This is a genomic window from Fictibacillus sp. BK138, assembly GCF_004216955.1.
Lineage (GTDB): Bacteria > Bacillota > Bacilli > Bacillales > Fictibacillaceae > Fictibacillus.
Genome location: NZ_SGXL01000001.1, coordinates 1,386,644 through 1,411,732, shown reverse-complemented (window position 1 = coordinate 1,411,732; position 25,089 = coordinate 1,386,644). Strand labels below are relative to the sequence as shown.

Annotated in this window: 27 protein-coding genes; all 27 read right to left on the bottom strand. The window is 38.8% G+C overall.

Going from position 1 to position 25,089, the window contains the following annotated elements; genetic code table 11:
• Nucleotides 1–143: 143 nt before the first annotated feature.
• The gene (locus EV282_RS06875; RefSeq protein ID WP_130294883.1) at nt 144–1,265 is read right to left on the bottom strand and encodes a Nif3-like dinuclear metal center hexameric protein; all 1,122 of its coding nucleotides are present in this window, start codon (nt 1,263–1,265) and stop codon (nt 144–146) included.
• Entirely contained in the window at nt 1,262–1,963 is a 702-nt protein-coding gene (locus EV282_RS06870; RefSeq protein WP_130294882.1) for a tRNA (adenine(22)-N(1))-methyltransferase, read from the bottom strand. Before EV282_RS06870 ends, EV282_RS06875 begins: the two co-directional genes overlap by 4 nt.
• A gap of 114 nt (nt 1,964–2,077) precedes the next feature.
• A complete protein-coding gene (gene cccA / locus EV282_RS06865; RefSeq protein WP_130294880.1) occupies nt 2,078–2,422 on the bottom strand; it encodes a cytochrome c550 in 345 nt (114 codons plus the stop codon).
• A 235-nt stretch (nt 2,423–2,657) separates the two neighbouring features.
• Entirely contained in the window at nt 2,658–4,274 is a 1,617-nt protein-coding gene (locus tag EV282_RS06860; protein WP_130294879.1) for an AMP-binding protein, read from the bottom strand.
• 30 nt (nt 4,275–4,304) lie between these two features.
• Nucleotides 4,305–5,444: an acyl-CoA dehydrogenase family protein gene (locus tag EV282_RS06855; RefSeq protein WP_130294877.1), complete on the bottom strand. Its 1,140-nt coding sequence runs from the start codon at nt 5,442–5,444 to the stop codon at nt 4,305–4,307.
• Between the two features lie 251 nt (nt 5,445–5,695).
• A complete protein-coding gene (gene rpoD / locus EV282_RS06850; protein ID WP_066291044.1) occupies nt 5,696–6,826 on the bottom strand; it encodes an RNA polymerase sigma factor RpoD in 1,131 nt (376 codons plus the stop codon).
• A 42-nt stretch (nt 6,827–6,868) separates the two neighbouring features.
• Nucleotides 6,869–8,677, bottom strand: coding sequence for a DNA primase (gene dnaG, locus EV282_RS06845; RefSeq protein ID WP_130294876.1), 1,809 nt, complete (start codon nt 8,675–8,677; stop codon nt 6,869–6,871).
• A 58-nt stretch (nt 8,678–8,735) separates the two neighbouring features.
• On the bottom strand, nt 8,736–9,203 hold the full coding sequence (locus tag EV282_RS06840) for a YaiI/YqxD family protein (protein WP_130294874.1): 468 nt from the start codon (nt 9,201–9,203) through the stop codon (nt 8,736–8,738).
• Nucleotides 9,204–9,390: 187 nt separating this feature from the next.
• Complete coding sequence (locus EV282_RS06835) at nt 9,391–10,206, bottom strand: pyruvate, water dikinase regulatory protein (protein WP_130294873.1); 816 nt, start codon at nt 10,204–10,206, stop codon at nt 9,391–9,393.
• 17 nt (nt 10,207–10,223) lie between these two features.
• Complete coding sequence (locus EV282_RS06830; protein WP_278043763.1) at nt 10,224–10,883, bottom strand: helix-turn-helix transcriptional regulator; 660 nt, start codon at nt 10,881–10,883, stop codon at nt 10,224–10,226.
• A gap of 90 nt (nt 10,884–10,973) precedes the next feature.
• Nucleotides 10,974–11,717, bottom strand: coding sequence for a DNA repair protein RecO (gene recO / locus EV282_RS06825; RefSeq protein WP_130294870.1), 744 nt, complete (start codon nt 11,715–11,717; stop codon nt 10,974–10,976).
• A 41-nt stretch (nt 11,718–11,758) separates the two neighbouring features.
• Nucleotides 11,759–11,902 carry a YqzL family protein gene (locus tag EV282_RS06820; RefSeq protein ID WP_130294868.1) on the bottom strand — a complete coding sequence of 48 codons (144 nt, stop codon included), beginning with the start codon at nt 11,900–11,902 and terminating at the stop codon, nt 11,759–11,761.
• Between the two features lie 98 nt (nt 11,903–12,000).
• Nucleotides 12,001–12,909 carry a GTPase Era gene (era, locus tag EV282_RS06815; protein WP_130294867.1) on the bottom strand — a complete coding sequence of 303 codons (909 nt, stop codon included), beginning with the start codon at nt 12,907–12,909 and terminating at the stop codon, nt 12,001–12,003.
• Complete coding sequence (locus EV282_RS06810; RefSeq protein ID WP_130294865.1) at nt 12,902–13,300, bottom strand: cytidine deaminase; 399 nt, start codon at nt 13,298–13,300, stop codon at nt 12,902–12,904. Before EV282_RS06810 ends, era begins: the two co-directional genes overlap by 8 nt.
• Nucleotides 13,301–13,319: 19 nt before the next feature.
• A complete protein-coding gene (locus EV282_RS06805; RefSeq protein WP_130294863.1) occupies nt 13,320–13,691 on the bottom strand; it encodes a diacylglycerol kinase family protein in 372 nt (123 codons plus the stop codon).
• Nucleotides 13,688–14,125, bottom strand: a complete 438-nt coding sequence (gene ybeY, locus EV282_RS06800) for an rRNA maturation RNase YbeY (RefSeq protein WP_413466127.1) — start codon at nt 14,123–14,125, stop codon at nt 13,688–13,690. Before ybeY ends, EV282_RS06805 begins: the two co-directional genes overlap by 4 nt.
• 26 nt (nt 14,126–14,151) lie before the next feature.
• The gene (locus EV282_RS06795) at nt 14,152–16,272 is read right to left on the bottom strand and encodes an HD family phosphohydrolase (protein ID WP_130294859.1); all 2,121 of its coding nucleotides are present in this window, start codon (nt 16,270–16,272) and stop codon (nt 14,152–14,154) included.
• Nucleotides 16,273–16,376: 104 nt separating this feature from the next.
• A complete protein-coding gene (locus tag EV282_RS06790) occupies nt 16,377–17,339 on the bottom strand; it encodes a PhoH family protein (RefSeq protein ID WP_066291073.1) in 963 nt (320 codons plus the stop codon).
• Nucleotides 17,340–17,344: 5 nt separating this feature from the next.
• A complete protein-coding gene (yqfD, locus tag EV282_RS06785; RefSeq protein WP_130294857.1) occupies nt 17,345–18,538 on the bottom strand; it encodes a sporulation protein YqfD in 1,194 nt (397 codons plus the stop codon).
• A gap of 26 nt (nt 18,539–18,564) precedes the next feature.
• A complete protein-coding gene (yqfC, locus tag EV282_RS06780; protein WP_130294855.1) occupies nt 18,565–18,846 on the bottom strand; it encodes a sporulation protein YqfC in 282 nt (93 codons plus the stop codon).
• Between the two features lie 70 nt (nt 18,847–18,916).
• On the bottom strand, nt 18,917–19,339 hold the full coding sequence (locus EV282_RS06775) for a hypothetical protein (protein WP_130294853.1): 423 nt from the start codon (nt 19,337–19,339) through the stop codon (nt 18,917–18,919).
• 2 nt (nt 19,340–19,341) lie between these two features.
• Nucleotides 19,342–20,349: a flotillin-like protein FloA gene (gene floA, locus EV282_RS06770; RefSeq protein WP_130294851.1), complete on the bottom strand. Its 1,008-nt coding sequence runs from the start codon at nt 20,347–20,349 to the stop codon at nt 19,342–19,344.
• 16 nt (nt 20,350–20,365) lie between these two features.
• The gene (locus EV282_RS06765) at nt 20,366–21,700 is read right to left on the bottom strand and encodes an NfeD family protein (protein WP_425590202.1); all 1,335 of its coding nucleotides are present in this window, start codon (nt 21,698–21,700) and stop codon (nt 20,366–20,368) included.
• Between the two features lie 457 nt (nt 21,701–22,157).
• Nucleotides 22,158–22,601 carry a GatB/YqeY domain-containing protein gene (locus EV282_RS06760; RefSeq protein WP_130294847.1) on the bottom strand — a complete coding sequence of 148 codons (444 nt, stop codon included), beginning with the start codon at nt 22,599–22,601 and terminating at the stop codon, nt 22,158–22,160.
• Nucleotides 22,602–22,615: 14 nt separating this feature from the next.
• Nucleotides 22,616–22,789 carry a 30S ribosomal protein S21 gene (rpsU, locus tag EV282_RS06755; protein WP_007202240.1) on the bottom strand — a complete coding sequence of 58 codons (174 nt, stop codon included), beginning with the start codon at nt 22,787–22,789 and terminating at the stop codon, nt 22,616–22,618.
• 148 nt (nt 22,790–22,937) lie between these two features.
• The gene (deoC, locus tag EV282_RS06750; protein WP_130294845.1) at nt 22,938–23,612 is read right to left on the bottom strand and encodes a deoxyribose-phosphate aldolase; all 675 of its coding nucleotides are present in this window, start codon (nt 23,610–23,612) and stop codon (nt 22,938–22,940) included.
• A gap of 121 nt (nt 23,613–23,733) precedes the next feature.
• A complete protein-coding gene (mtaB, locus tag EV282_RS06745) occupies nt 23,734–25,086 on the bottom strand; it encodes a tRNA (N(6)-L-threonylcarbamoyladenosine(37)-C(2))-methylthiotransferase MtaB (RefSeq protein WP_130294843.1) in 1,353 nt (450 codons plus the stop codon).
• Nucleotides 25,087–25,089: the final 3 nt, after the last annotated feature.

The following is a 25,089-nucleotide window of genomic DNA, read 5'->3' as shown; positions in this document are numbered from 1 at the left end:
AAAAGAAGATTTTGAGCGAAACTAAAGGGGTTTGAGCGTAGCTTAAAAATCTTGAGCGTAGCTCGGTAATTTTGAGCGAACGTGTAATAAATATAAAAACACGTACCGTAAATCAACAAGAAACTGAGAATTGGGAAGGTTTATTACATAAATATAAAAGGCTCAGTTTTTATAGTGGATTCTATAACAACTGTATCGTACTTTCTATCTGAAAGTTCTTTCTCAAGCACGTTTTTAAGCTCACTTTTCATTATTTCTTCGATATGATGACCAGCATCAATTATCGTCAGACCCTCTGCTTGTGCATCGTGAGCATTATGATAATAAATATCCCCCGTCACTAGAACATCTGCCCCTTTTCTGACAGCAGGATAAATGTATTTGTTGCCATCACCGCCAACAACCGCAACTTTTTTTATTGGGTGATTGTGTCCTTTGATTACCCGAACACACGAGATTCTAAAAACATTTTTAACATGCTGAACAAATTCTTCGATATTCATCTCTTTATTCAGATTTCCGATCTTTCCAATTCCAAGTTCAGTTCCTTTGTTAAGCAATGGATAAAGATCAAAAGCCACTTCTTCGTATGGGTGTGCTTTTTTCATGGCAGATAAAACTGAATGCTGGATAGAAGCAGGAAAAACGGATTCAAGCTTTACTTCTTCTGTACGCTCTAATTTCCCTCGCTCTCCAATGTATGGGTTTGTACCTTCTAGCGGTTTAAATGTCCCCCATCCGCTTGATGAAAAGCTGCAATGACTATAATTTCCAATATGACCAGCTCCTGCATCCCCCAAAGCTTGTCTCAAAGCTTCTTCATGTGAAGTTGGAACAAAAACGGAAAGTTTAACTAACTGGTCCTCAAATGTAGGGGCTAATACCTCAGTTTGACTAAGTTCTAATCGCTGTGAGAGCCATTCGTTAACTCCTGAAGCCGTAACATCGAGGTTCGTATGAGCTGCATAAACAGTTATATCGTTCTTAATCAGCTTTTCAATGACTCTTCCTCTTGACGTACTTGTGTCAATTTTCTTTAGTGGCCGATACAGCAGGGGGTGATGAGCAATAATCAGATCTACTTCATTTTCTATTGCTTCATCTACAACTGTTTCAAGAACATCCAGCGCTATCATTACTTTTTTGACAGGACGGTTCAATGACCCAATTTGCAATCCGATTGGGTCACCTTCGACTGCCATTTTTTTAGGTGCGAAGCTTTCCAAAAGCGAAATAACAAACTGTCCGCTAGCTGATTTGCTCAATCGACCCACTCCTTTGCAAGATTAATATGATCTAACAGCTCTTTTCTTTTTGTATCTGCAGCTGTCCCTTGGCTTTTTTCCATCTGAGCCAAGATTGCCTTCCATTGCTTCACTTCCCCGGTCCATTTTTCCTTAAACGCTTCATTTTGAACTTTTAATAAGAATGGGCCAAACAGAAGTTCCGCTTCAATATTATTTGTATAAGGCTGTTCACCAGACCGGTCTGCCACTAAAATTTCATAGATTTTACCATCTTCTTTTATAATTTCTTCAGCAGAAAGTACCCAGTCTTCTTTCAAAAGCCATTTTCTTACGGTTTTAGCACCGATATTTGGCTGCAGAACTAACCTTTTTGCTTTCCCAAGTTTATCCTTCCCTTTCTCGAGGATGGAAGTAATAAGAGATCCACCCATGCCGCAGATTGTTACAACTTCGGCTTCATTTTCTTTAAGAACGGAAAGTCCATCTCCTTTTCTAACTTCGATGATATCGGATAATCCATCTAGCACTACTTGCTCTTTTGCTGATAAATATGGGCCATCTGTTATTTCGCCCGCAATTCCTTTTTTGATCTTCCTTTTCAGACCTAAATAACAAGGCAGGTAAGCGTGGTCTGATCCGATATCAGCCATTACGGATCCCTCTAATACATAATTTGAGACTGTTTCAAGCCTTTGAGATAGTTTTTCAGAATTCATATTTTTATCACCGCTTTAATTTTCGATAGTATAGTATTTGTCTTCCTCAGCATTTATTGCAAAGCTGAATGAAAAAAAGCTTCTTGTCCAAAAAACAAGAAGCTCTCTTTTATTTTATTTTTTTTCTGCGAGCCATTTCACTACTATTTTTGCTTCTTCACCTTTAACAACACCAGCAGGCATTCCACCAGACTTACCATTTTTCACGATATCGGCGATCTCTTCTTCTGAGTATTTTCCGCCAATTTTATCAAGTGCAGGCCCTGTTGCGCCTTCAAGGTTTTGCCCGTGACATGAAGCACAGTTCTGTTTGAAAATAGCTTCAGGATCCATAGCAGCCTTTTCTTTATCCTGGCTTGCTTGATGAATCTTGTTGATACCATATCCGCCCATTGTTAGCATAAGAACAATTCCAATAACTCCTATAATGGCAAAAGGAATGAGTGGATTACGTTTCATTCAAATTCCTCCTTCTTCTGTACAGCACATTTGTTGTTGTCTTCAAATCTTACTATGTATTGGTTAACAATCCATAACCTATTGTACTTTAAAAGCGTTTACTTGGGAAGGGCAAACTATATTTTTCCCAGTTTTGTCACAAGATATTACAGAATTTATTTTAAACCTATAATAGCAAATATCCCATCTTTAGCGTGAGCTGACCCCAAAGTAAAAATAGCCACACAACTGGTGGCTATTCATGGGTTACAGATAGAGCCTCTAATGCTTGTTCTCTAAGTTTGTATTTTTGTATTTTCCCTGAAGCTGTCATCGGATACTCATCAACAAATAAAAAGTATTCAGGTATCTTAAAATTAGCTATTTGGCCTTTGCAATAATTTTTCAGTTCATCAGATGATAGTGATTGACCATCTTTTACCTGTATACAGGCAGCTACTTTTTCACCAAACTTTTTATCGGGTACTCCAACGACTTGCACATCTAAGATTGCAGGGTGAGAATAAAGAAATTCTTCAACTTCTCTTGGATAGACATTTTCTCCTCCCCGGATAATCATATCTTTTAAGCGGCCGGTTATTCTGTAATACCCATCACCATCTACAGTGGCTAGATCCCCGGTGTGCAGCCATCCATCACTGTCTATGGCTTCTTTCGTCGCTTCAGGCATTTTGTAGTACCCTTTCATTACGTGATAGCCTCTAGTGCAAAGCTCTCCTTGTTCGCCAGCTTTTACTTCATCGTTAGTTATCGGATTCACTATTTTTGTTTCTACCTGTGCATGTTTCTTACCGACAGTTTCTACTCTTCTTTCGATTGGGTCATCCGTTCTTGTTTGTGTGATCACAGGAGAAGCTTCTGTTTGACCGTAGGCAATTGTAATCTCACTCATACCCATCTTATCGATCACTTTCTTCATTACTTCTATCGGACAAGGCGACCCGGCCATTATTCCAGTTCTCAGTGTACTTAAATTATACGTTTCGAAGTCAGGGAGGTTCAGTTCTGCTATGAACATCGTAGGAACGCCATGCAACCCAGTACATTTTTCTTTTTCTACAGTCTCTAAAACTTCTTTTGGATCAAATTGAACGATCGGCACCATAGTGGCACCAACGGATACAGCTGCAAGTGTTCCAAGAACACATCCGAAGCAATGGAAGAACGGAACAGGTATACACAACCTGTCAGCATTAGTTAAATTCATGCTCTCAGCAATCTGGCGTGCGTTGTTCACAATGTTGTTATGAGTAAGCATTACTCCCTTAGGAAACCCTGTTGTTCCTGAGGTATATTGCATATTTATAACGTCATCATAGTGCAGAGAACCCTCTCGTATCTGAAGCTCTTCATCAGAAATAGCTTCACCTGCTTCCAACATATCCTGAAACGTATCGTAATTTGCAGAATGATTATGGTCGATTTGAACAAAATGTTTAAGATGCGGAAACTCTGTTATTCTCTCCTTAACAGCGTCAATCATTTTCCTGTAAGAAGTTGCTCGGAATTCTTCTATAAAAAATAGAGCTTTTGAGTCAGATTGTTTTAGCAGATAGTCGAGTTCTGCACTTTGATAATTTGTGTTCACCGTAACTAAAACAGCTCCAGCCCTTGCAGAGCCAAATTGCAGAAGCAGCCATTCTGGAACATTGGTAGCCCATACAGCGATATGATCACCTTTCTTGATTCCCATAGCCATTAAGCCTTTTGCGACTTTTGTCGTTAATTCATAAAATTCCTGATAGGTGTAGCGAATTCCAAGTTTACTGTAAACAATGGCTTCTTGAGCCTTGTTCTTCTGTGCTTGTTCCTTTAAACAATCTCCAACAGTTACTTTCATTAACTCAGCCATAATTCACCCCATCATATTAAATTATGAAAATCAGCAGCCGATCTCTCTCGCTATAACGATGCGCTGAACCTCAGATGTTCCCTCTCCGATCTCAAGAAGCTTAGCATCTCTGAAGTAGCGCTCAACATGATAATCTCTCATATACCCATTTCCGCCATGAATTTGTACCGATTCGGAACAAATCTGCATACAAGCTTCGGAGGCATATAATTTCGCCATAGATGCTTCTTTTGAAAACTTTTTACCTTGGTCTTTCAGCCATGCAGCTTTATACACCATCATTCTTGCCAGTTCAATTTTCATAGCCATATCAGCCAGCTTGAATTGTATTGCCTGAAACTTTGATATTGATCTTCCAAACTGCTTGCGTTCTTTTGCATAAGCTAGCGCCTTCTCATAGGCTGCTTGAGCGATTCCTACCGCCATAGCACCAATCCCTATTCTTCCTCCATCAAGAGTTACCAGGAACTGTTTAAAGCCGTCTCCGCGCTTCCCTAATAAGTTTTCTTCAGGAACTCTTACATCTTCCATAAAAAGTTCTGTAGTGTTTGAAGAATGAAGTCCCATTTTTTCGTAGTTGTCAATTACTTTAAAGCCTTTTGCATCAGTAGGAACGATAATCGCAGAGATTTCTTTATCATTGCCATTTCTATTAGTGATTGCGGTAAGAGCCAAGTGTTTCGCATAACTTGCGTTCGTTATATAACACTTGCTTCCGTTAATTACCCATTCACCATTTTCTACGACAGCTGAAGTTTCAGTACCTCCTGCATCAGATCCAGCGTTTGGCTCTGTCAGCCCAAATGCACCGAACGATTCACCTGTACAGATCGGCGTTAAATATTTTTCCTTTTGTTCATGGGTACCAAATAAATTTAAAGGTGCTCCTCCTAAAGAAACGTGTGCAGAATATGTAATACCTGTAGAGCCGCAAGCCCGGCTTAGTTCCTCAACGGCAATCGCAAAACTGATCGTATCAGCTCCGCCGCCGCCATACTCCTCAGGGAAAGGAAGTCCCATCATACCAAGCTTAGAAAGCTTTTGAAAAATCTCCACTGGGAACTCCTTATTTTTGTCTCTTGCTTCTGCACCCGGTGCTACCACTTCATCCGCAAATTCCCGCATCATTTTCTGAATCATCAATTGCTCTTCTGTTAAAGTAAAATTCATGGCTGTATCCCACCCTTTTAAAATTTATTACTCTCTATTGTATACGCTTTCATATTTATTATAGATATAAAGGCTGAATTTTTACAAGATTTAAACGATTTTAAATTTAATAATGAGAAGAATACATAAGAATATGCTAGTAATTGCAAGCAAAATGAAGTAATAATTGAGATTTTGGGGTGTTTGCATTGAAGTGGAATAATCAGTAAAATAAAAACAAATAAAAAAGCCTGCCATAAATGGCAAGCTTTCTATTCTAGAAAATCTTTTAATCGTTTGCTTCTGCTTGGATGGCGGAGCTTACGAAGCGCTTTTGCTTCGATCTGACGGATACGCTCACGCGTAACTCCGAAAACTTTACCTACTTCTTCAAGAGTGCGTGTCCGTCCATCGTCTAAACCAAAACGCAGACGAAGAACGTTTTCTTCACGGTCTGTCAGAGTATCTAGAACATCCTCTAGCTGTTCTTTTAGTAACTCGTACGCCGCTGCTTCGGATGGAGCAAGTGCATCCTGGTCTTCAATAAAATCACCTAAGTGGGAGTCATCTTCCTCACCGATTGGTGTTTCTAATGAAACTGGTTCTTGAGCAATCTTTAAGATTTCACGAACTTTTTCTGGTGTAAGTTCCATTTCAGCTCCGATTTCTTCAGGAGAAGGTTCACGGCCTAAGTCTTGAAGAAGCTGACGCTGAACACGGATTAGCTTATTGATCGTCTCAACCATATGAACCGGGATACGAATTGTACGAGCTTGGTCAGCGATTGCGCGTGTAATAGCTTGTCTAATCCACCATGTCGCATACGTACTGAATTTAAACCCTTTATCATAATCGAATTTTTCAACCGCTTTGATCAATCCCATGTTACCTTCTTGAATAAGATCCAGGAACAGCATTCCGCGTCCGACATAACGTTTTGCGATACTTACAACTAGTCGCAAGTTCGCTTCTGCCAAACGGCGTTTTGCTTCTTCATCGCCATTTTCAATTCTTTTTGCGAGTTCAATTTCTTCATCAGCAGAAAGCAGGTCAACCCGGCCGATTTCTTTGAGGTACATACGTACTGGGTCATTAATTTTGACTCCAGGAGGAACACTAAGATCATTTAAATCAAACTCTTCCTCGTCTTTTTCCATTTCGAACTTTGGATCATCTTCATCATCTGAATCTTCTGAGGCTTCTGCTACCTCAACACCTTGCTCTTCTAGATAATGATAGAATTCATCCATTTGATCTGAATCTTGTTCAAATGGAGCAAGTTTGCCTGTGATTTCTGTATATGTCAGCCGACCTCGCTTTTTACCGGCTTCAACTAATTGTTCTTTGACTTGATCGATGGTTAATTCGCCTTCCGTCCCTTGACGGTTTGGTTTCTCAGCCATTCGATCCCCTCCTTCCAAAACTTCAACCATCTTGCGTCCCGATTATTTTAGAGATCTTTTCATTCTCATAATTTCTTGGGCAATTTGGGCTGCCAGTTTTATTTCATTCCTTCTTATTGCGTTTTCCTGCTGTTTTTCTTTTTCTTGTATCTCCCGCAATAATGGATAGCTAGAAATAATTCGAATATAATCTGCAAGCTCAACTTCATTCATTTCATCACTGATGGTGAGCATTGCTAATTCTGATGCTAGTTTTCTTAATTTGTCATCGTCAATCCGCTGCATGAACAGCCCTACATTGGGTTTATTTCCTTCTTCATAAAAGGCATACAGGTAGGCAGCGATTGCATTATGTTCTTCTACATTAAAGCCTGTTTCAAGCTTTTCCTGAATGAGGAAAGCTGTTTCTTCGCTTTTAAGCATGTGAGCTAGAACAATTCTTTCAGCATTTAAATTTTTCGGCAATAAAGACTTCTGCAAAAGTGTTTGTATTCTAAAATTATTATCCCGTTTTTTTGGGCCGTTATCCTTTGACTTTTGCTGCTGCTTGAAAGTCTGTATTTGCTGTTGTTTTAATGCGTCTAATGACAAATTAAATTCTGAAGCGATCTGACGGAGATAATGATCTCTTTCAACCGCTTTTGGAAGACGGGCTATTTCGCTGATAACCTCTTCGATATAGATCATCCGTTCTCCTTCATCACGAAGGTTTTTACCGCGTCTATAGTATTGTATTTTAAATGCCATAACTGTAAGACTAGCCCCTATTATATCCTTTTGGAATGATTCGCCTCCAAATTTGGAGATATAGTCATCGGGGTCCATTCCGTCTGGCATCTGCGAAATTTTAACTGTACAGCCTTGTTTCGTCAGTATTTCTGATGCACGAAAAGCGGCTTCAACACCTGCTCGATCAGAATCATAACAGATTGTGACAGATTGAACATTTCTTTTCAATATGGAAGCATGATCCTCTGTTAATGAAGTCCCCAGTGTCGCAACTCCATTTGTAACACCTGCTCGATAAGCGGCAATGGTATCGACATATCCCTCAAAAACAACGGCATGTTGTTTCTGTCTGATATCTGCTCTAGAAAGGTTCAAACCGTAGAGAGTTTTCCCTTTTTGAAAGATTTTTGATTCTGGGCTGTTTAAGTACTTCGGTTCATCGTTTCTATCTAAAACTCTTCCTCCAAAGGCAACCACTGCACCAGTACGGTCCCATATCGGGAACATGATTCTGTTTCGAAAACGGTCATAAGGTTTTCCATCAGATTGCCGCTTTCCAATCAAACCAGCTTTCTCGGCAAGTGTAATATCCAATTCCCGCTTTTGAATAAATTGTGAAGCTGTTTCCCATGAATCAGGAGCAAATCCTATTTGAAAGCGTTCGATAGACTCTCTTGTGAAACCTCTGTTTTCCAGATAGTCCAGTGCTGGTCTTCCCTGCTTAGTATGAAGGAGACAATGATGGTAAAGCTTAGCCAGCAACTCATGAATATCAGCCATTTTTCTTTTTTCGTCAGTACTTTTTAAGGAGTAATTTTGCTGATGCATTTGAGGCAGCTCGATCGAGCTCTTTTTCCCGAGTTGTGTTACGGCTTCAATGAAAGAATATCCTTCGATATTCATTAAGAATGAAAAAACATTTCCTCCTGCTCCACATCCGAAACAGTGGTAGATTTGTTTTTCCGGTGATACAGAAAATGAAGGTGATTTTTCGCCATGAAAAGGGCATAAACCAAAATAATTTCGTCCTTGCTTTTTTAAAGGTACATAATCACTTATCACATCTACAATATCGTTTGATGACCTTACTTTTTCAATTAAATCTTCTGGTATACGTTCCATATGACCACCACAAAATCTCTGTTTCTTTTGACACTAGATATATATTCGTGCCCCAAGTCTATTTTCCTTCAACATTCGACAGGATTTCGCAAAAAACTGAACTGAACCTTTCTGCATCCTCCTTTGTGAATTTAGCAGGACCTTTAGAATGTTTTCCTGAACGTCTTGCTTTTGCAGACAGATAGCGTTCATGAAGAACTCTTTCCATTTCATTCTCTTGAAAATGTTTCCCTCTTGGGGTGATAACATAAACCCCTTTTGGAATAAGAAGACTTGCAAGAGCATGATCCTGGGTTACTACGATGTCATTTCTTTTAGAATGATTATGTATGTACATGTCAACTTCCTCTGGACGGGCATCTACAAGGATCCAGCGTCCAGGTTGGTCTGTACTGCTTGCATGTGCAAATGAAGTCACAAAAATAGGTTCGAACCGATACACCTTTGAATATTTATTAATCTCTTCTTTTATCACTACAGGACAGGCATCTGCATCTACATATATATCAGCTTTGAATTTTTCCATATTTTTATGTTCTACTTTTCCAGTGATTCTCCTTTATTTGCTGGCATTTACATAAAAATTGCATTCTGAATGTATCACTATTTTAGTCAAAGTTTTTATTTTTAATCACAATGTAATATTATAATAAAAACGGAATGATTTTACCAGTAAAAAGATTGAAATAAAAAAAGCGCAGAAATTTGCGCTTTTATTTATAGGATTTCCCTTGAAAAAGGTTGTATATGACATTAGCTGATTCCTCAACCGCCTTATTAGATACTTCCACTACTCTGCAACCAATTCGGTCTACTATCTTATTAAAATATATGAGTTCTTGTTTGATTCTTTCCATGTTTGCATAGTTAGCTTCTGAATTTAGTCCTAAAGCTTTCAGACGCTCTCTGCGAATATCATTTAACTTTTCGGGAGTAATCTTTAGCCCAAAACATTTATTAGGCGATACTTTAAACAATTCTTCCGGCGGTTCCACTTCAGGAACAATAGGTACGTTTGCTACTTTTAGGCGCTTATGAGCAAGATATTGAGAAAGTGGTGTTTTTGAAGTCCTTGAAACACCAATTAGTACAACATCAGCTTTTAAAATTCCTCTTGGATCTCTTCCATCATCATACTTAACTGCAAATTCTATAGCTTCAACTTTTCTGAAGTATTCATCGTCTAGTTTATGTACGACTCCAGGTTCATATCTCGGCACCTGATTTAGCCTGGATTGAAGCTGATTCATAATAGGTCCCATAATATCCACAGTTGGAATTCCGTTAGCAGCAGCCTGCTTAGCTACATATTCGCTGATTTCAGGAACTACCAATGTATAGGCAATGATCCCATTGTGATCCTTTGCTAAAGAAATGACTTCATCGATCGTTTCTTTGTCTTCTACATAGGGAACCCTTTTTATCTCTATTCCATTTGAATTAAATTGGCTAGCAGCCGCTTTTACAACCAGTTCTGCCGTTTCTCCAACTGAATCAGAAACGACATATACGATTGGACGTCCTGTCATATTGACCTCCCCATTTATTAAAGTATTTCGTCATGAGCAAGTTCTACAAAAGCCTTAGTAATATTAGTTTTAGTGATTCTTCCAACTACCTCTAGGCCGCTCTCATTATTAGAACGTTTCACTACCGGGAGCCCGTCAATTTGCTTTTCAATCAAAATATGAGCGATATCCAACAGGAAATCCTCTTTATAACAATACGTAATATTAGGCATTCTTGTCATGATAATATTTATTGGAATACTGTTGATCTCTTGTTTCCCCATACTAGCCCTCAATAAATCTTTTCGTGAAGCGACCCCTGCAAGATGTCCGTTTTTATTGATAATGAACAATGTTCCTACATCTTCTAAAAACATGGTACAGATCGCTTCATATACTGTTGCAGAGTCTTGTACGACTACTGGCATAGAAGTAAATTCAGCTACTTTAATTTTTTTCACTTTTTCTGTCAGTAACTGTGAACCTGTTTTGCCTGTGTAAAAATAGCCTACTCTCGGTCTAGCGTCCAAATAACCTGCCATGGTTAAAATGGCTAGATCTGGACGAAGTGTCGCCCGCGTTAAATCAAGCTGTTCAGCAATTTGTTCTCCTGTAATAGGTCCGTGATCCTTGACGATCTCAATAATCTTCTGCTGCCTTTTGTTTAGTTCGATTTTGTACACCACCTTTTGCTGCATCCAATGTGTTATACTTATTTTTCATTATTATAACTCATTAAGTAGAAAATGCGAACAAAAAAACTGTAAAGATAGTCTTCACAGTTGAATTTACGTTAGGTCATCAAGTTGTTTTAAAAACTTTTTTGATTTTAAAAATACACCAGAATACTCCTCCATGTAAGCATCAAAAAGCATTCTCAACTCTCTTTTCGTTTCCTTTTTCAAAGATACATTTCCAAGTCTGGCAAGATCGAGATGATAAAACATATTTAGCAGCCGTGCAGTTCCTTTAGAAATATTCATTCTATAAGGGTCTTTGTATGCACATCTTTCACAGAGAAAACCTCCTTCTCGAATGGAAAAAGAAAAATTCCCTTCAGCCGCATGACAAGAGACACACCTACTAAGCTCTGGTACAATCCCCGCTGTTTTCATCATTTTCATTTCGAATAAAAAGGTAATGACCTCAGGATCAACCCCATGGTTTATATATTCTAAAGCCTGCTTCAGCCAGCCAAACAAGTCAGGCTTCATGTCTTCCTCAGAAGTAAACCGATCAAGAAGCTCCGAAAGATAAGCTGCATAGGCAGTCTTAACTAAGTCTTCACGAATATGCCGGAAGGAAGACAATGCTTCTCCTTGTTGCAAAGTTCCCAGACCTCTTCCTCTTTGAAAAACAAATATTCCATATGTAAAAAGCTGCGTAATGGAAGTGAAGCGGCTTTTAGGTTTCTTTGCTCCTCTTGCCATTACGCCTATTTTTCCAAGTTCCTTCGTGTATAGAGTAATAATCGTATTTGATTCTCCATACGGAACGGTTTTAATGACTATTCCTTCCACTTTATAAAGCAAGGTATATCACCACCCTCTCGTTAAGAAGGCACCTTAGTTAATTAATGAAATGGAGGTTCCTCTAGAGACTCATCATAGGGAATAACTGCTGATAGTGCTGTTATTTCTTGGTCAAGCTCTTTGTATAACAAATAGGTATCAATATTGCCCGTTTCACAGAATACTTTCCAAGTAAATTCTTTCATGGTTTGGACACACCTTTCTATTTGTTTTTACTCCTGATATAACTAGGTTCACCTTAAACATTGTTTTCATGTGAAGGAAAAATTAACAGTTTTTACTATTAATAATCATCCTCATTAAAACCAAACTCAGCTAGCTGTTTCTGACGGTTTCTCCAGTCAGTTTGCACTTTTACATAAAGCTCCAAAAATACTTTGGATCCTAAAAGAGTTTCGATATCAGCTCTCGCCCTTTTTCCGATCTCTTTTAGCATTTTCCCTTGTTTTCCAATGATAATGCCTTTTTGAGATGATCTTTCAACAATTATGGTAGCATTGACAAAAACAACATTTTTCTCTTCCCGTACTTTCATCTCTTCAATTACTACAGCAACAGAATGAGGAATTTCTTCCCGTGTTAGATGGAGAACTTTTTCACGGATTAATTCTGCTGTTATGAATCGCTCAGGATGATCCGTTACTTGATCTTCCGGATAGAACTGAGGTCCTTCTTCCATATAGGAAACAATCTGATTCAATAAAGTATCTACATTGTTACCTTTCAATGCAGAAATTGGAACAACTTCTGCAACATCCACTTTGTTTCTGTACATATCGATCAATGGCAGTAAATCATCTGGATGGACTTTATCAATTTTATTTACCACCAAGAAAACAGGGTTCTGTACATTCTGCAATCTGTCTATAATAAATTGGTCACCCCGGCCATAGCCTTCTTCAGCATTGATTACGAAAAGAATGAGATCAACCTCGTTCAATGTCTGCTGGGCCGTTCTTGTCATAAAATCCCCAAGTTTATGCTTAGGCTTATGAATTCCAGGCGTATCAATAAATATCACCTGAGCTTCATCCGTTGTGTAAACTGCCTGAATTTTATTTCTAGTGGTCTGAGGCTTATCACTCATAATAGCGATTTTTTGTCCGATCACCTGATTTAACAATGTAGATTTACCTACATTTGGACGGCCAATTATCGTTACAAATCCTGATTTATACCCAGGTTTAATCATTTAAATCCTCCGGTGAAAAAGCACCTGGCAACAGGTCCTTAACCGCAATTTCCTGAACATCTCCATGGAGGTTTGTTAAGTAGACCGGCATGTCAGGAGGACATAATTCTGAAATAACCTGACGGCATGCACCACAAGGTGGGACAGGTCGTTTTGTATCGGCAACGACAGCAATCGCAGTAAATGTAGTATCGCCTTCTGTATACGCTTTAAATAAAGCGGTTCTTTCAGCACAGCAAGTTAAGCTGTAAGCTGCATTCTCAATATTTGCACCATGATAAACTTTTCCTTCAGAGGAAAGCAATGCAGCACCTACCTGGAATTTCGAATAAGGTACATAGGCTTTTTCTCTTGCTTTTTTTGCTTGTTCCATTAATTGATCTTTGTTCATAATACATTTCACCTTTTTCTTAACTTTCTATGCTTTTTAATAAAGGTTCTATAAAGAGCAGTACACCGATTATAACAGCAAATATCGAAAAAACCAAAACTGCACCTGCTGCAGCATCTTTCGCTTCCTTTGCTAACGGATGACTTTCCATAGTTATTAAATCAACTGTTTTTTCGACAGCAGTATTCATGAGTTCTAAAGCGAGTACAATTCCAATTACTATCAGTAAAACCGTCATGCGCAGGGCAGAAAAATCAAGTGTAACCGCTGTTAAGACAACGATTACACTTACAAAAATGTGTATTTTGAAATTTTGCTCGCTCTTAAATGTTTTTATTATTCCTGTAAAAGCATATAGAAAACTGTTTAATAACTTTTTCCATGCAATCATCTTTTCAATCCGTACTGCTCCAAAATTTCCTCTTGTCTGCCAAACATTGCTTTCTCATCTGCTTCATTCATATGATCATAACCCAAAAGATGAAGGAATCCGTGAACAGCAAGGAATCCCATTTCTCTCTCAATAGAATGCCCATATTCTTCTGCTTGTTCTTTTGCAACGTCTAAACAGATGATGATGTCTCCTAGGAATCTTGTTTCTTCACCGCCGATAATCTCTGTTTCATCTTCTCCCATTTCTTCCATGGCAAAAGAAATAACATCTGTCACCGCATCTTTTTGCCGGTATTCACTATTAATTTCCTGGATCCTTTCTTTCGTAACGATCGTCACAGACACTTCTGCCGGTCCCGTTTCTTCCATCTCTGAGGCCTTCTGCAGTACATTGGCTAATAACTCTTGGAACTCTTCACTGTTTTCGTCCATTTCATTTAAATACTCAACATGTAATGTCATTGTTTTTCCACCTTTTTCGTTTCTTCTGGATACTCGATTCTAGAATGAAATATTCCTTGAAGCGTTTCTGTTAAGGTTTTTGCCACGGTATCCAACTCTTTTAGCGTAAGATCACATTCATCAAACTGCCCATCTTCAAGTCTGTCATTTATAATTTTTCGAATGATCTGATCGATTTTTATTGGTGTGGGCTTTGCTAAAGATCTTACAGCAGCTTCAACAGCATCTGAAATACCTATAATTGCTACTTCCTTCGTTTGTGCTTTTGGTCCAGGATAACGGAAATCCGATTCGGAAACTTCTTTCTCCGTTAATTGAGTAGCCTTATGATAGAAAAATTTCAGAAGCGTAGTCCCATGATGCTGTTCGGCTATATCAATAATCTCTTTAGGTATCTTGTCTGCCCGAAGCATGTCCGCTCCATCATAAGGATGAGCCGTGATGATCGTTTTACTTAACTGAGGTGCGATCTTATCATGCGGATTCTCCATATTCATCTGGTTTTCAATGAAAAAATGCGGCCGTTTTGTCTTACCGACATCATGATAGTAGGAACCCACCCTTGCTAGAAGCCCGTTAGCACCGATCGACTCACAGGCAGCTTCAGATAAGTTTGCCACCATGATACTATGATGATAAGTACCAGGAGCTTCCATAAGGACTTTCCGCAGAATCGGGTGATTCGGATTTGAAAGCTCGATCAGTTTCGTAACAGATAATATATTAAAAGATGATTCAATCACCGGCAGCAACCCTAATGTGAGTACTGCTGATATAAACCCAGACAAAGCAGCACAGCCAAGATCCAATCCAATCTGCCAGGAGGTGAATTTCCCATTCTGAAGCAAAAGTACACTCGCTACTGTTAGAATGGCTATAAAAGAGACGAAAAATCCTGCTTGAAGAATTTTCGATCGCTGCTGTGTTTTTCCTAAGAATACGATTCCGGAAATGGCGTTAAATAAAACATACAGACTCATTATAAAATTAAAGTTCCCTGTTGTTTGTTCATTAAAAATAAGTGCAGCACTAAGTGCAAAAATTACGGATGTAACGACAGCAAGTTCCTCATTAAACAGCATTTTGATCATCATCGCACCGGCAGCTACTGGAACAAGATACATTAAACTGTTCAATCCAATTTCAGTACTTATACTGATCAGCTTCATCACTACAAGTGTGAGTGTAAAAAGCAGGGCATAAATCGTTACATATTTTCTGAAATGCTCTTTCTTCCGTTCTTCTTTCATAAAGTAATAAAGTCCCGCCATTACAAGTAAAACAAATAAGAAGAGCCCGTAGTACGGATATGTTTTCATTTCTTGATCAAGCAGGCCGACCTTCTTAAGTCTTTCATATATTTCAGGTGTGATAACTGAACCGCTTTTAACTAAAACTTCCCCTTCTCTTATAAAAACTTCTTCAACTTTTTCACTCGCTTCTTTACGTTTTTGTCTTGTTTTTTCTGTATCGAGTGTCCGGTTCGCAATGATAAACGTTCTTGTTATTTCCTCTGTTGCGTTCCTGAGGGAGTAAGATAAATTTCCATTTTCGCGGATTAATCGAACGGCTTCATCTTTTTTTCCATCAACCTCTTCAACCATGATTGGTTCTTCAAGTACACTGTTAACAACATCGGGTCCTAGATTCCTTACATTTGTCAGCTCAGTCTCACTAGCCCGAAACAACGTGTCAAATGTCTCATCAGAAATTTCTGATGTATCGATATAATCTTCCAGTTGATCAATCTTTTGTTCGCGGGTTAAAAGCGGTTCATCATCTTTTTTCTTTTCTTCTGTTTTGTTTATTGAAATAATTGTATTGATCAGTATTTTCATCGCGTCAGCCTGTTCAAATGCGATGTCGTTATTGAAAGTATATTCATTTTTCACATTTTCTTCAGCAAGCCTTTTTCTGGCTTCGGTCTGCTCTTCCAATGGAATCGTAATTGGAGATTGTATATCGCGAGGAGCACGCTCATACACGTTTACATCAACGACATTAGGAGTTACATTGCTGACTAATATAGCAAATAGAATAATTCCCATAAGGATAAATGATACGGTTGCTACGCTTAAACGGAAATAATTTGAAAGGACGTGCTTCAAGTTGGCCAAACGCTACCACTCCCTAAACTGTGAATCCTATACTAATCTTAGCAAAAGTTGGACAAATATGGTACTTATTAAAAAGTAAAAAAGGGCTCCTGAAACAGGAGTCCTTATTTATCATATGTTTCATATGCTTCAATAATCCGCTGAACGAGCGGATGTCTTACCACATCTAATTGTTTTAAGTATATAAAATCAATGCCATTAACGCCTTCTAGTCTTTTCTCGGTTACTTTTAATCCAGACTCTTTTCCTCTTGGCAGATCAATCTGTGTAAGGTCACCAGTAATCACCATTTTAGATCCAAATCCCAGACGTGTCAGGAACATTTTCATTTGTTCAGGGGATGTATTTTGTGCCTCATCTAAAATGACGAAGCTTTCATCCAAGGTACGGCCTCTCATGTATGCTAAGGGTGCTATTTCAATCGTTCCCCGTTCGATGAGTCTCTCCGTATGTTCTGCCCCAAGAAGATCATGAAGCGCGTCATAGAGCGGGCGTAAGTAAGGATCGACTTTTTCTTTTAAATCTCCTGGTAAAAATCCTAAGCTTTCACCAGCTTCCACTGCAGGACGTGTAAGAACAATTTTTTTAATCCGGCCGTCTTTTAAGGCATTCACTGCCATGACGACTGCAAGATAGGTTTTACCCGTTCCGGCTGGTCCAATGCCAAATACCAGGTCACGTTTTCTCATGGATTGAACATAATGCCTCTGCCCAAGCGTTTTAACGCGAATCGGCTTACCTTTAGCCGTAACTGCTATATCTTCTTCATATAACTCACTTAATTCATCCAGCATGTTCTTTTCTGCGAGTTGAACGGCATAAACAATATCTCTCTCAGATATTTTTATGCCTTTGCGCACTAATTTCAATAACACAGAAAGCGTTTCCTCGACCATCTCAGCTTTCGCTAGCTCCCCTGTTACTAAAATTTCTTCTCCCCGGGTGACAATACCTACGTTGAGCTTATGTTCAATAACCTTTAAAAAGGCATCGTTCGGCCCAAAAAGTGATGCGGCTTCTGTTGTATTTTCAAGTTGTAATGAATTAAGTCTTTTCGTTTCTGACAAACTACTCATTCTCCTTGTTGGATAGGTATAGGTTGTTCAGATGCAATATTTTCAATTACTTGGTAGAGCATCGTTAATTTTACTTTACCATTCGAGACCTTTTGTTGCCAAACTTTTTCACCTTTAATTTTTGCATCTTCAGGCAGTTTTTTAAGTAATTCTTTTTTAGCCATCTCTTTTCCAACTTCTATCGCTTCTGCTTTCGTGTAAGATCGCTTTACCCCGTCGGTTTCTCGGATCTCTTTTTTTATATAAGAAACGGGCATCTTCCACTTAGCCAAATAAAGAGGGCTTTCGTTTAGTGTTTCCGTTTTATCCTGAAATTCTCCATCGGAAAATCCATAAATCGGAATATCTAAACCAAATAAAGAAACATAATGCCTATTTTCAAATTTGCCTGTGTATGTTTGAAACGAAGTATTTAAAGGGATCTCCACCTTGGTTTCATACCAGACTTCACCAAAAATCTCTCCTTTTGCACTTACTAATTCCGGTTTTTTTTCTTTTCCGATATATCCTGACACCAATAAAGTTCCCTTTTGAACATAATCATTTACAGTTACAACTGGTTGTCCTTTTTCAACGAATAAAGAATGGATAACGGCTTGCTTTGTAGCAACGAGATGTCTCGGACCTGTAATTTGTTTTTCCTTCGGTATCTCTTTTTCTACGACTTCAAATCGATAGGATGTTCCGTGTTGTGTCACACCGATCCAAGTGACGTTTCCCATTTTTTCCGTTAGCTGTCTTTGGATTTCTCTTACATTCGGCAGCAAAAAAATAAACTTACCTTTTTTAACACCTATTTCTAATGCAGCTTTTCTTAGTTCATATTCAGTTTTAGGATTTGCCCCGATGACATTAATATTCCAAATCATATTAGATAATAAAAACAGAATGAAAATAAATGAGACTATGCCCAGTATAAAACCATTTCTCTTCCACATTTTTTTAATCAGAAAAGGGGTCCCCTTTTTTTCCTTAATTCTAATTTTTAGCTTATTTTGTTTTAAAATAGCTTTTGCTCTCTGGACATCAGGAACGGATATTGAAACATGTACTCGATCACCATCGATAGGTTTGATGTCCCAAATTTGTATTCCTGACTGGATACAAGTGTTGATGAAAGAGCTGGACTCTTGTCCAATAATTTCAATTCGCACATATCCTTTTAAATTGTTGTTCCATTTGCTTTTCATTTTCTCCCTCCATATCCTTTATACTTTTAATCGTTTTCAAAATCCACTGAAGAGATCGTTCCTTCTAAAAGAATCTCTTCTGGAAGAATGGTTTTAATGACAAATTCTCTTCCGGAAATGACGAGAGTGCCCTGTTTCAATTTGAGCTTAAGCTGTTCATTAGAAAAAGCTTTTACGCCCCTATGATTTTCTATATAAATGTGTAGTTGTCCAATCATCGTGATCCGGGGTAAATCCATTACTACGTCTGCTGGTAACTCAAGATTCTGCATCATCCATTTGCTTACTTGCTGCCGCAATTTTCCCATAAAAAAACCCCCTCTCTCCATTTTTATGAGAGAAGGGGGTAAACTATCACTTTTCTTTGTATGCTTTTAGTTACAATCGTTTTTGCAATGCTTTTGGTTTTGAAAGAATTTCTGACCAGATTACTGCTTTTTGAAGTTCTTTTTGGTCTGCTTTAAAGCTGCCTAGAATAGCTTCTTCTTTATCCTGATAACGATTTGAGTTGTTTTTATGCTTTAAATCCTCATATCTCTTACTGATCGCTTCTTTTCTGTCGGGTTTCTTTTCCGGTGAGATCGCAACCTCTCTTTCAGGCTGACTAACAGATGCACTCGGAACTCCAAATGGAGAAGCCTGTTGTTTGGGCTGCTCATTCGTTCTCTTTACAGGAGCAGGTCTATTTGTATTCTTAGTATCATTCAATCTTTTAAAGAAGCTGTATAATCCGCCAGCGATAATAATGACAAAAGCGATATTTGCTATCAGAATATCAATAATCGCTTCAACGATATTCATGATTATAATTTCCGTCCTTTATCATCATTATCTTTTTCAGGATTTGATGATTTGCTGATGGATTCACGCATCGTTGTATCTGCCATGATATTTTTCATATTCATATAATCCATAAAGCCCATGTTACCCGAACGGAGTGCTTCTGCTAAAGCCATTGGTACTTCGGCTTCCGCTTCCACAACTTTGGCTCTCATCTCCTGAACTCTCGCCTTCATTTCTTGTTCGTTCGCTACTGCCATCGCGCGTCTTTCTTCTGCTTTTGCCTGCGCAATATTCTTATCTGCCATCGCTTGATCTGTTTGAAGTTCTGCACCAATATTCTTTCCGATATCAATATCCGCAATATCTATGGATAGAATCTCGAAAGCTGTTCCTGCATCTAAACCTTTAGAAAGAACCGTTTGTGAGATCAAATCTGGATTTTCAAGTACTTTCTTATGTGTTTCTGAAGAACCGATCGTACTAACAATACCTTCACCGACACGTGCGATGATTGTTTCTTCACCAGCACCACCTACAAGACGATCAATATTTGCTCTTACTGTGATTCTTGCTTTAGCTTTCACTTCAATACCATCCAAAGCTACACCCGCGATAAAAGGTGTTTCAATCACTTTTGGATTAACACTCATCTGTACGGCTTCAAGCACATCACGTCCAGCCAAATCGATCGCTGCTGCTCTTTCAAAGCTAAGTTCGATGTTAGCACGGTGTGCAGCAATCAACGCATTAACTACACGGTCAACGTTTCCTCCTGCAAGATAGTGGCTCTCAAGCTGATTCGTACTTAATCCCAATCCCGCTTTAACAGCTTTGATCAGGGGATTTACAACACGATTGGGAATAACTCTTCTTAATCTCATCCCCACCAAGGTAAAGATACCGACTCTTACTCCTGCAGCCAACGCAGATATCCAAAGCATAACAGGAACAAAAGTAAACAATACTGCTAGTGCAATAACAATTAGACCAATAATCACAATACTTGCAATCGAACTAAATTCTAGCATCAACAACACACTCCATTCATTCTTCATTTTCAGCCAGTCTCACTACAACACGGCCGCCGCTCACTTTTACAATCTTAACTTTTTCATCTTTTCCAATAAAAGACCCTTCAGATACAACATCAATATACTCGTCATCAATTCTTACACTGCCAGCTGGCCGTAACGGTGTAGCAGTTATTCCCGTTTTCCCGGTAAGATCAATACGCTCACTGTGTGAAAGGTACCCTTTTTCAGAACTTGTTGAATCAAAGAGCACTAAACGTTTTAGCGGACCATTATAGCCAAATGAGCGAATAAAGAAATACGAGCCAATGATGGTTACAATAATGGCTATAGCAATCGCGAACAGGATTCCTGATAAAGAACCTCCTGCAAGTATCAAACCAGTTAACATGGCGATCACCCCAATTATGCCCATAATACCTCCGGGCAAAAATATCTCCATTATGATTAATATAAATCCTATCACGAATAATATGATTGCTTCCCAGCCTGCTAAACCAGCTATCATATGACCATAGAAAAATAAAAATAATGACAGCGCTCCTATAGATCCTGCAATACCAAACCCAGGTGTGTATAATTCAAGTACAAGTCCTAAACTGCCTAAAGAAAGCAGTATCGGCACGATAACTGGATTTGTTACAAAACGGGCTATCTTATCAGCAAAAGTAGGTTCCGATTCTAAAACCTTGGCATCTTCCAGGTCTAAATGGGCTAAAAGTTCTTGCCGATCCTCTACAATCTTTTCAGCATACCCCACTTTTAATGCTTCGCTTGCAGTTAATGTCAGAAGATCACCTTTTTTTAAGTCAAGCTCTGGAATTTCAACATCAGGATCGACCATTGCCTCTGCATATAGTGGATCACGCTCGTTTAGTTCTGCGGCTGCCAGCATCTCTGCCTTCCATGCTGATTCTGCCTTTTGACCCGCTGTATTTCCCTGACTGTCTATAACAGCGGCTGAACCAATCGTAGTAGAAGGTTTCATAACGATTTCATCTGCATTAAGTGCTATATAAGCACCTGCAGAAAAGGCATTTTTCACAACGTACGCAGTAATAGGTATATCGGTTTCTCTCATCAATTTTGCTATATGTATAGCTGCGTCTACACGTCCGCCTGGAGTATAAATTTCGAGTACGATATGGTCAGTACCATCGTCTTCAGCTTTTTTTATATTTCTTTCTAAAAAAGCCTCAAGACCTCTCTCAACTTCATGCTCAACAGGAATAAATGTTACGGTTTTTCCTTGGCCAGCTGAAAAAACATGCTGAGTGGATAATAAACCGTAAAAACCCCATATAAAACATAAGGTATAGATCAGCAATCGGGTCCTTTTCACGAAAATCCCCCCTTCTTCTTCTATTTTACGTTAATTTGAGGAAAAAGTTTCAATAAAAGTGGTTTGACAGTACTTTATTGTTGTTTATCAAATGAAGTGGCTGATTTCCGCTTCAGATATTCGCACATTTTGTTGCGGTGGAGGTAATTTGAGCGAAAAGAGAAGTTTTTGAGCAAAACTAATGGCAGTTTGAGCGAAACAAGATGATCTTGAGCGTAAATCGGCGTTTTTGAGCGAAACTCAAATGAGTCTGAGCGAACGTGTAATAAATATAAAAACACGTACCGTGAAATTGTATCCAACTTACGAAGATATGCCGCACGTATTCCAGCCGCAGTCTCGCACCATTGGCTTTAATCAACTCGTTCACGAAGGTTTTTCAAATAAGGGCCATGAACAACAGGAACAAAGCCATACAATAAGAAAACGCCCTGTATAAATACAGAGCGTTTGTCAATTTCAATTATGATAATTGTTGCTGCACTATACGGTTAACGAGACCGCCATCGGCTTTCCCTTTAACTTTAGGCATAAGTGCACCCATAACTTTACCCATGTCAGCTTTAGAAGCAGCTCCAGTTTCTGAAATTGTTTGAGCAACAATTTCATGAAGTTCTTCTTCTGACAACTGTTTAGGAAGATATGGCGTAAGAACAGCAATTTCATCTTGAAGACCAGCGACTAAATCTTCGCGGCCAGCTTTTTCGAATTCTTGGAGGGAGTCTTTTCTTTGTTTCATCTCGCGTGCAAGCACAGTGAGCTCTTCTTCCTCATTTAATTCGCGTCCATGTTTGATGGCCTCATTTTGAAGAGATGCCTTCAACATACGAATTACAGAAAGCTTTTGCTTATCTTTGTTCTTCATCGCTTGCTTCATGTCTTGATTTAATGTATCAAGAAGACTCATATCTTACACCTCTCTTAGAACTTACGCTTTCTTGCTGCCTCAGCCTTCTTCTTTCGCTTTACGCTTGGCTTTTCATAATGCTTGCGCTTTTTAACTTCAGCCAATGTTCCATCTTTGGAAACGGATCTTTTAAAACGACGAAGAGCATCATCAATGGATTCGTTCTTGCGAACACGTGTTTCTGCCATTTGTATTTCCCTCCCTCCAGACCACCCTTACAAAAATCGTAAGAATGCGTCACATATCTTTTGCCATTATAATATATCCGCGTCATGCGGTCAACTTAATTTGAACAGGCTGTTTAGGAGAGTAAAAATAATTATTTTTAGTCTCGGCTTAATAATCAGAAGTAGATGTTCCGCCTTCAACAATCGCAATTCCTGCACTCGCTCCAATACGTGTAGCGCCTGCTTCAATCATTGCCAAGGCTGTTTCACGATCACGTACAGCACCTGAAGCTTTTACACCGATGTTAGGGCCAACAGTTTCACGCATTAATTTAATATCTTCTGCTGTAGCTCCTCCAGTTGAGAATCCAGTAGATGTTTTAACAAAATCAATCCCTGCTTTTACAGCGATCTCACACGCTTTAACTTTTTCTTCATCCGTTAAAAGAGCAGTTTCAATAATTGCCTTTGTTAACGCCTTGCCTTTTGCAGCTTCAACGACAGCACGAACGTCTTGTTCAACAAGCTCGTAGTTGCCATCTTTTAAAGCACCGATGTTAATTACCATATCAACTTCAGTTGCACCATTTTCGATAGCATTTTTCGTTTCGAATGCTTTTACTTCAGGAGTGTTTGCACCAAGAGGGAATCCGATTACTGTACAAACTGCTACTTCAGAATCTTTTAATTGTTCGAAAGCTGTATAAACCCAAGTAGGGTTAACACATACAGAAAAGAAATTATATTTTTTAGCTTCTTCACAAAGAGTCAAAATTTCTTTCTTTGTAGTTTCTGCTTTTAAAGCTGTGTGATCAATCATTCTTGCAACGTCTAAATTGCTCATAAAAACAATCCTTTCTGAACTTAAAAATTAAATACCGTAGTATCATACCAAAATATTTGAGATAAATCGAGCAGCTTTTATATGGCCCGATAAAAAACATCCTGAAATGAATTCCAGGATGTTAGCTTGATACAGCTTGCTTTAAGACTTCTTCCATTTCTTGTTTAACAAATATACCTTTATTATAAGGATACCCAGCTTGTGTGATTTTCACTTTCACTAATTTGCCAATCATGTCTTCATTACCTTCGAAGACTACCTTGAGGTAGTTTGGCGTGTATCCTACAAATAAATGCTTACCTGGTTCATCCTTAAACTCTTCTTCAGGAATGACTTCGACCACCGTATCTTCATAAGCAGATGCATACTCTTTAGCTAATTGATCAGATAGAGCAATCAATTTATGAACACGTTCGTTCTTTATGTCTTCAGGAACCTGATTTTCCATCTTAGCAGCAGGTGTACCCGTCCGTTTTGAATATGGGAACACATGAAGCTCCATAAATTTATGATTTTCAATGAAATGATATGTTTCCATAAATTCTTCTTCTGTTTCTCCAGGAAAACCTACAATGACATCAGAAGTAATGGCAAGTCCTGGCAAAGCTTCTTTTAGCCTGTCAAGACGTTCACCGAACATTTCCATAGAATATTTTCTTCTCATTCGCTGTAGAACCGTATTCGAACCTGATTGTAAAGGAATATGCAGGTGAGGAACAATTTTTTCAGAATTCCCCATCACTTCAATCACTTCGTCTGAGATCTGGCTCGCCTCAATTGATGAAATACGAATACGTTTGAGTCCTGCAATATTTTCATCGAGATCACGGAGCAATTTCGCAAAAGAATAATCTTTCATATCTTCGCCGTACCCTGCAGTGTGAATTCCCGTTAGAACGATCTCTTTATAGCCTGAATCCACTAATTGCTGGGCTTGAGACAGAACATCTTCTGGTTTTCTTGAACGCAGTAATCCTCTTGCCCACGGAATGATGCAGAAAGTACAGAAATTATTGCAGCCTTCCTGAATTTTTAAAGATGCTCTAGTTCTGTCCGTAAATGCTGGTACGTCTAATTCTTCATATACTCTGGCCTTCATGATGTTGGATACACCATTGATAGGCATTCTTTCCTCTTGATACTGCTGAATATACGAAAGCATCTTGGACCGATCTTGTGTACCGACAACAACATCTACTCCAGGTATAGCCATGATTTCAGCAGGTGAGGTTTGAGCATAGCATCCTGTAACACAAATGACTGCATCCGGATTTTTTCGTATAGCACGTCTAATTACCTGCCGGCTCTTTTTGTCTCCTGTATTCGTAACCGTACACGTATTTATCACATAAACATCCGCAGAACTGTCAAAGTCAGTTCGTTCATAGCCTTCTGACTGAAACAGCTGCCAGATTGCTTCTGTTTCGTAATGATTGACTTTACAGCCTAAAGTATGAAAAGCAACAGATGGCATTTT

Bases quoted from the DNA above. Each gene is read 5' to 3' on its own strand.
- EV282_RS06870 (WP_130294882.1), bottom strand. From the start codon at position 1,963: ATGAATTCTGAAAAACTATCTCAAAGGCTTGAAACAGTCTCAAATTAT.
- cccA (WP_130294880.1), bottom strand. From the start codon at position 2,422: ATGAAACGTAATCCACTCATTCCTTTTGCCATTATAGGAGTTATTGGA.
- EV282_RS06860 (WP_130294879.1), bottom strand. From the start codon at position 4,274: ATGGCTGAGTTAATGAAAGTAACTGTTGGAGATTGTTTAAAGGAACAA.
- EV282_RS06855 (WP_130294877.1), bottom strand. From the start codon at position 5,444: ATGAATTTTACTTTAACAGAAGAGCAATTGATGATTCAGAAAATGATG.
- rpoD (WP_066291044.1), bottom strand. From the start codon at position 6,826: ATGGCTGAGAAACCAAACCGTCAAGGGACGGAAGGCGAATTAACCATC.
- dnaG (WP_130294876.1), bottom strand. From the start codon at position 8,677: ATGGAACGTATACCAGAAGATTTAATTGAAAAAGTAAGGTCATCAAAC.
- EV282_RS06840 (WP_130294874.1), bottom strand. From the start codon at position 9,203: ATGGAAAAATTCAAAGCTGATATATATGTAGATGCAGATGCCTGTCCT.
- EV282_RS06835 (WP_130294873.1), bottom strand. From the start codon at position 10,206: ATGACAGGACGTCCAATCGTATATGTCGTTTCTGATTCAGTTGGAGAA.
- EV282_RS06830 (WP_278043763.1), bottom strand. From the start codon at position 10,883: ATGCAGCAAAAGGTGGTGTACAAAATCGAACTAAACAAAAGGCAGCAG.
- EV282_RS06820 (WP_130294868.1), bottom strand. From the start codon at position 11,902: ATGAAAGAATTTACTTGGAAAGTATTCTGTGAAACGGGCAATATTGAT.
- era (WP_130294867.1), bottom strand. From the start codon at position 12,909: ATGATTAAACCTGGGTATAAATCAGGATTTGTAACGATAATTGGCCGT.
- EV282_RS06810 (WP_130294865.1), bottom strand. From the start codon at position 13,300: ATGAACAAAGATCAATTAATGGAACAAGCAAAAAAAGCAAGAGAAAAA.
- EV282_RS06805 (WP_130294863.1), bottom strand. From the start codon at position 13,691: ATGATTGCATGGAAAAAGTTATTAAACAGTTTTCTATATGCTTTTACA.
- ybeY (WP_413466127.1), bottom strand. From the start codon at position 14,125: ATGGACGAAAACAGTGAAGAGTTCCAAGAGTTATTAGCCAATGTACTG.
- yqfD (WP_130294857.1), bottom strand. From the start codon at position 18,538: ATGAAAAGCAAATGGAACAACAATTTAAAAGGATATGTGCGAATTGAA.
- yqfC (WP_130294855.1), bottom strand. From the start codon at position 18,846: ATGGGAAAATTGCGGCAGCAAGTAAGCAAATGGATGATGCAGAATCTT.
- EV282_RS06775 (WP_130294853.1), bottom strand. From the start codon at position 19,339: ATGAATATCGTTGAAGCGATTATTGATATTCTGATAGCAAATATCGCT.
- floA (WP_130294851.1), bottom strand. From the start codon at position 20,349: ATGCTAGAATTTAGTTCGATTGCAAGTATTGTGATTATTGGTCTAATT.
- EV282_RS06760 (WP_130294847.1), bottom strand. From the start codon at position 22,601: ATGAGTCTTCTTGATACATTAAATCAAGACATGAAGCAAGCGATGAAG.
- rpsU (WP_007202240.1), bottom strand. From the start codon at position 22,789: ATGGCAGAAACACGTGTTCGCAAGAACGAATCCATTGATGATGCTCTT.
- deoC (WP_130294845.1), bottom strand. From the start codon at position 23,612: ATGAGCAATTTAGACGTTGCAAGAATGATTGATCACACAGCTTTAAAA.
- mtaB (WP_130294843.1), bottom strand. From the start codon at position 25,086: ATGCCATCTGTTGCTTTTCATACTTTAGGCTGTAAAGTCAATCATTAC.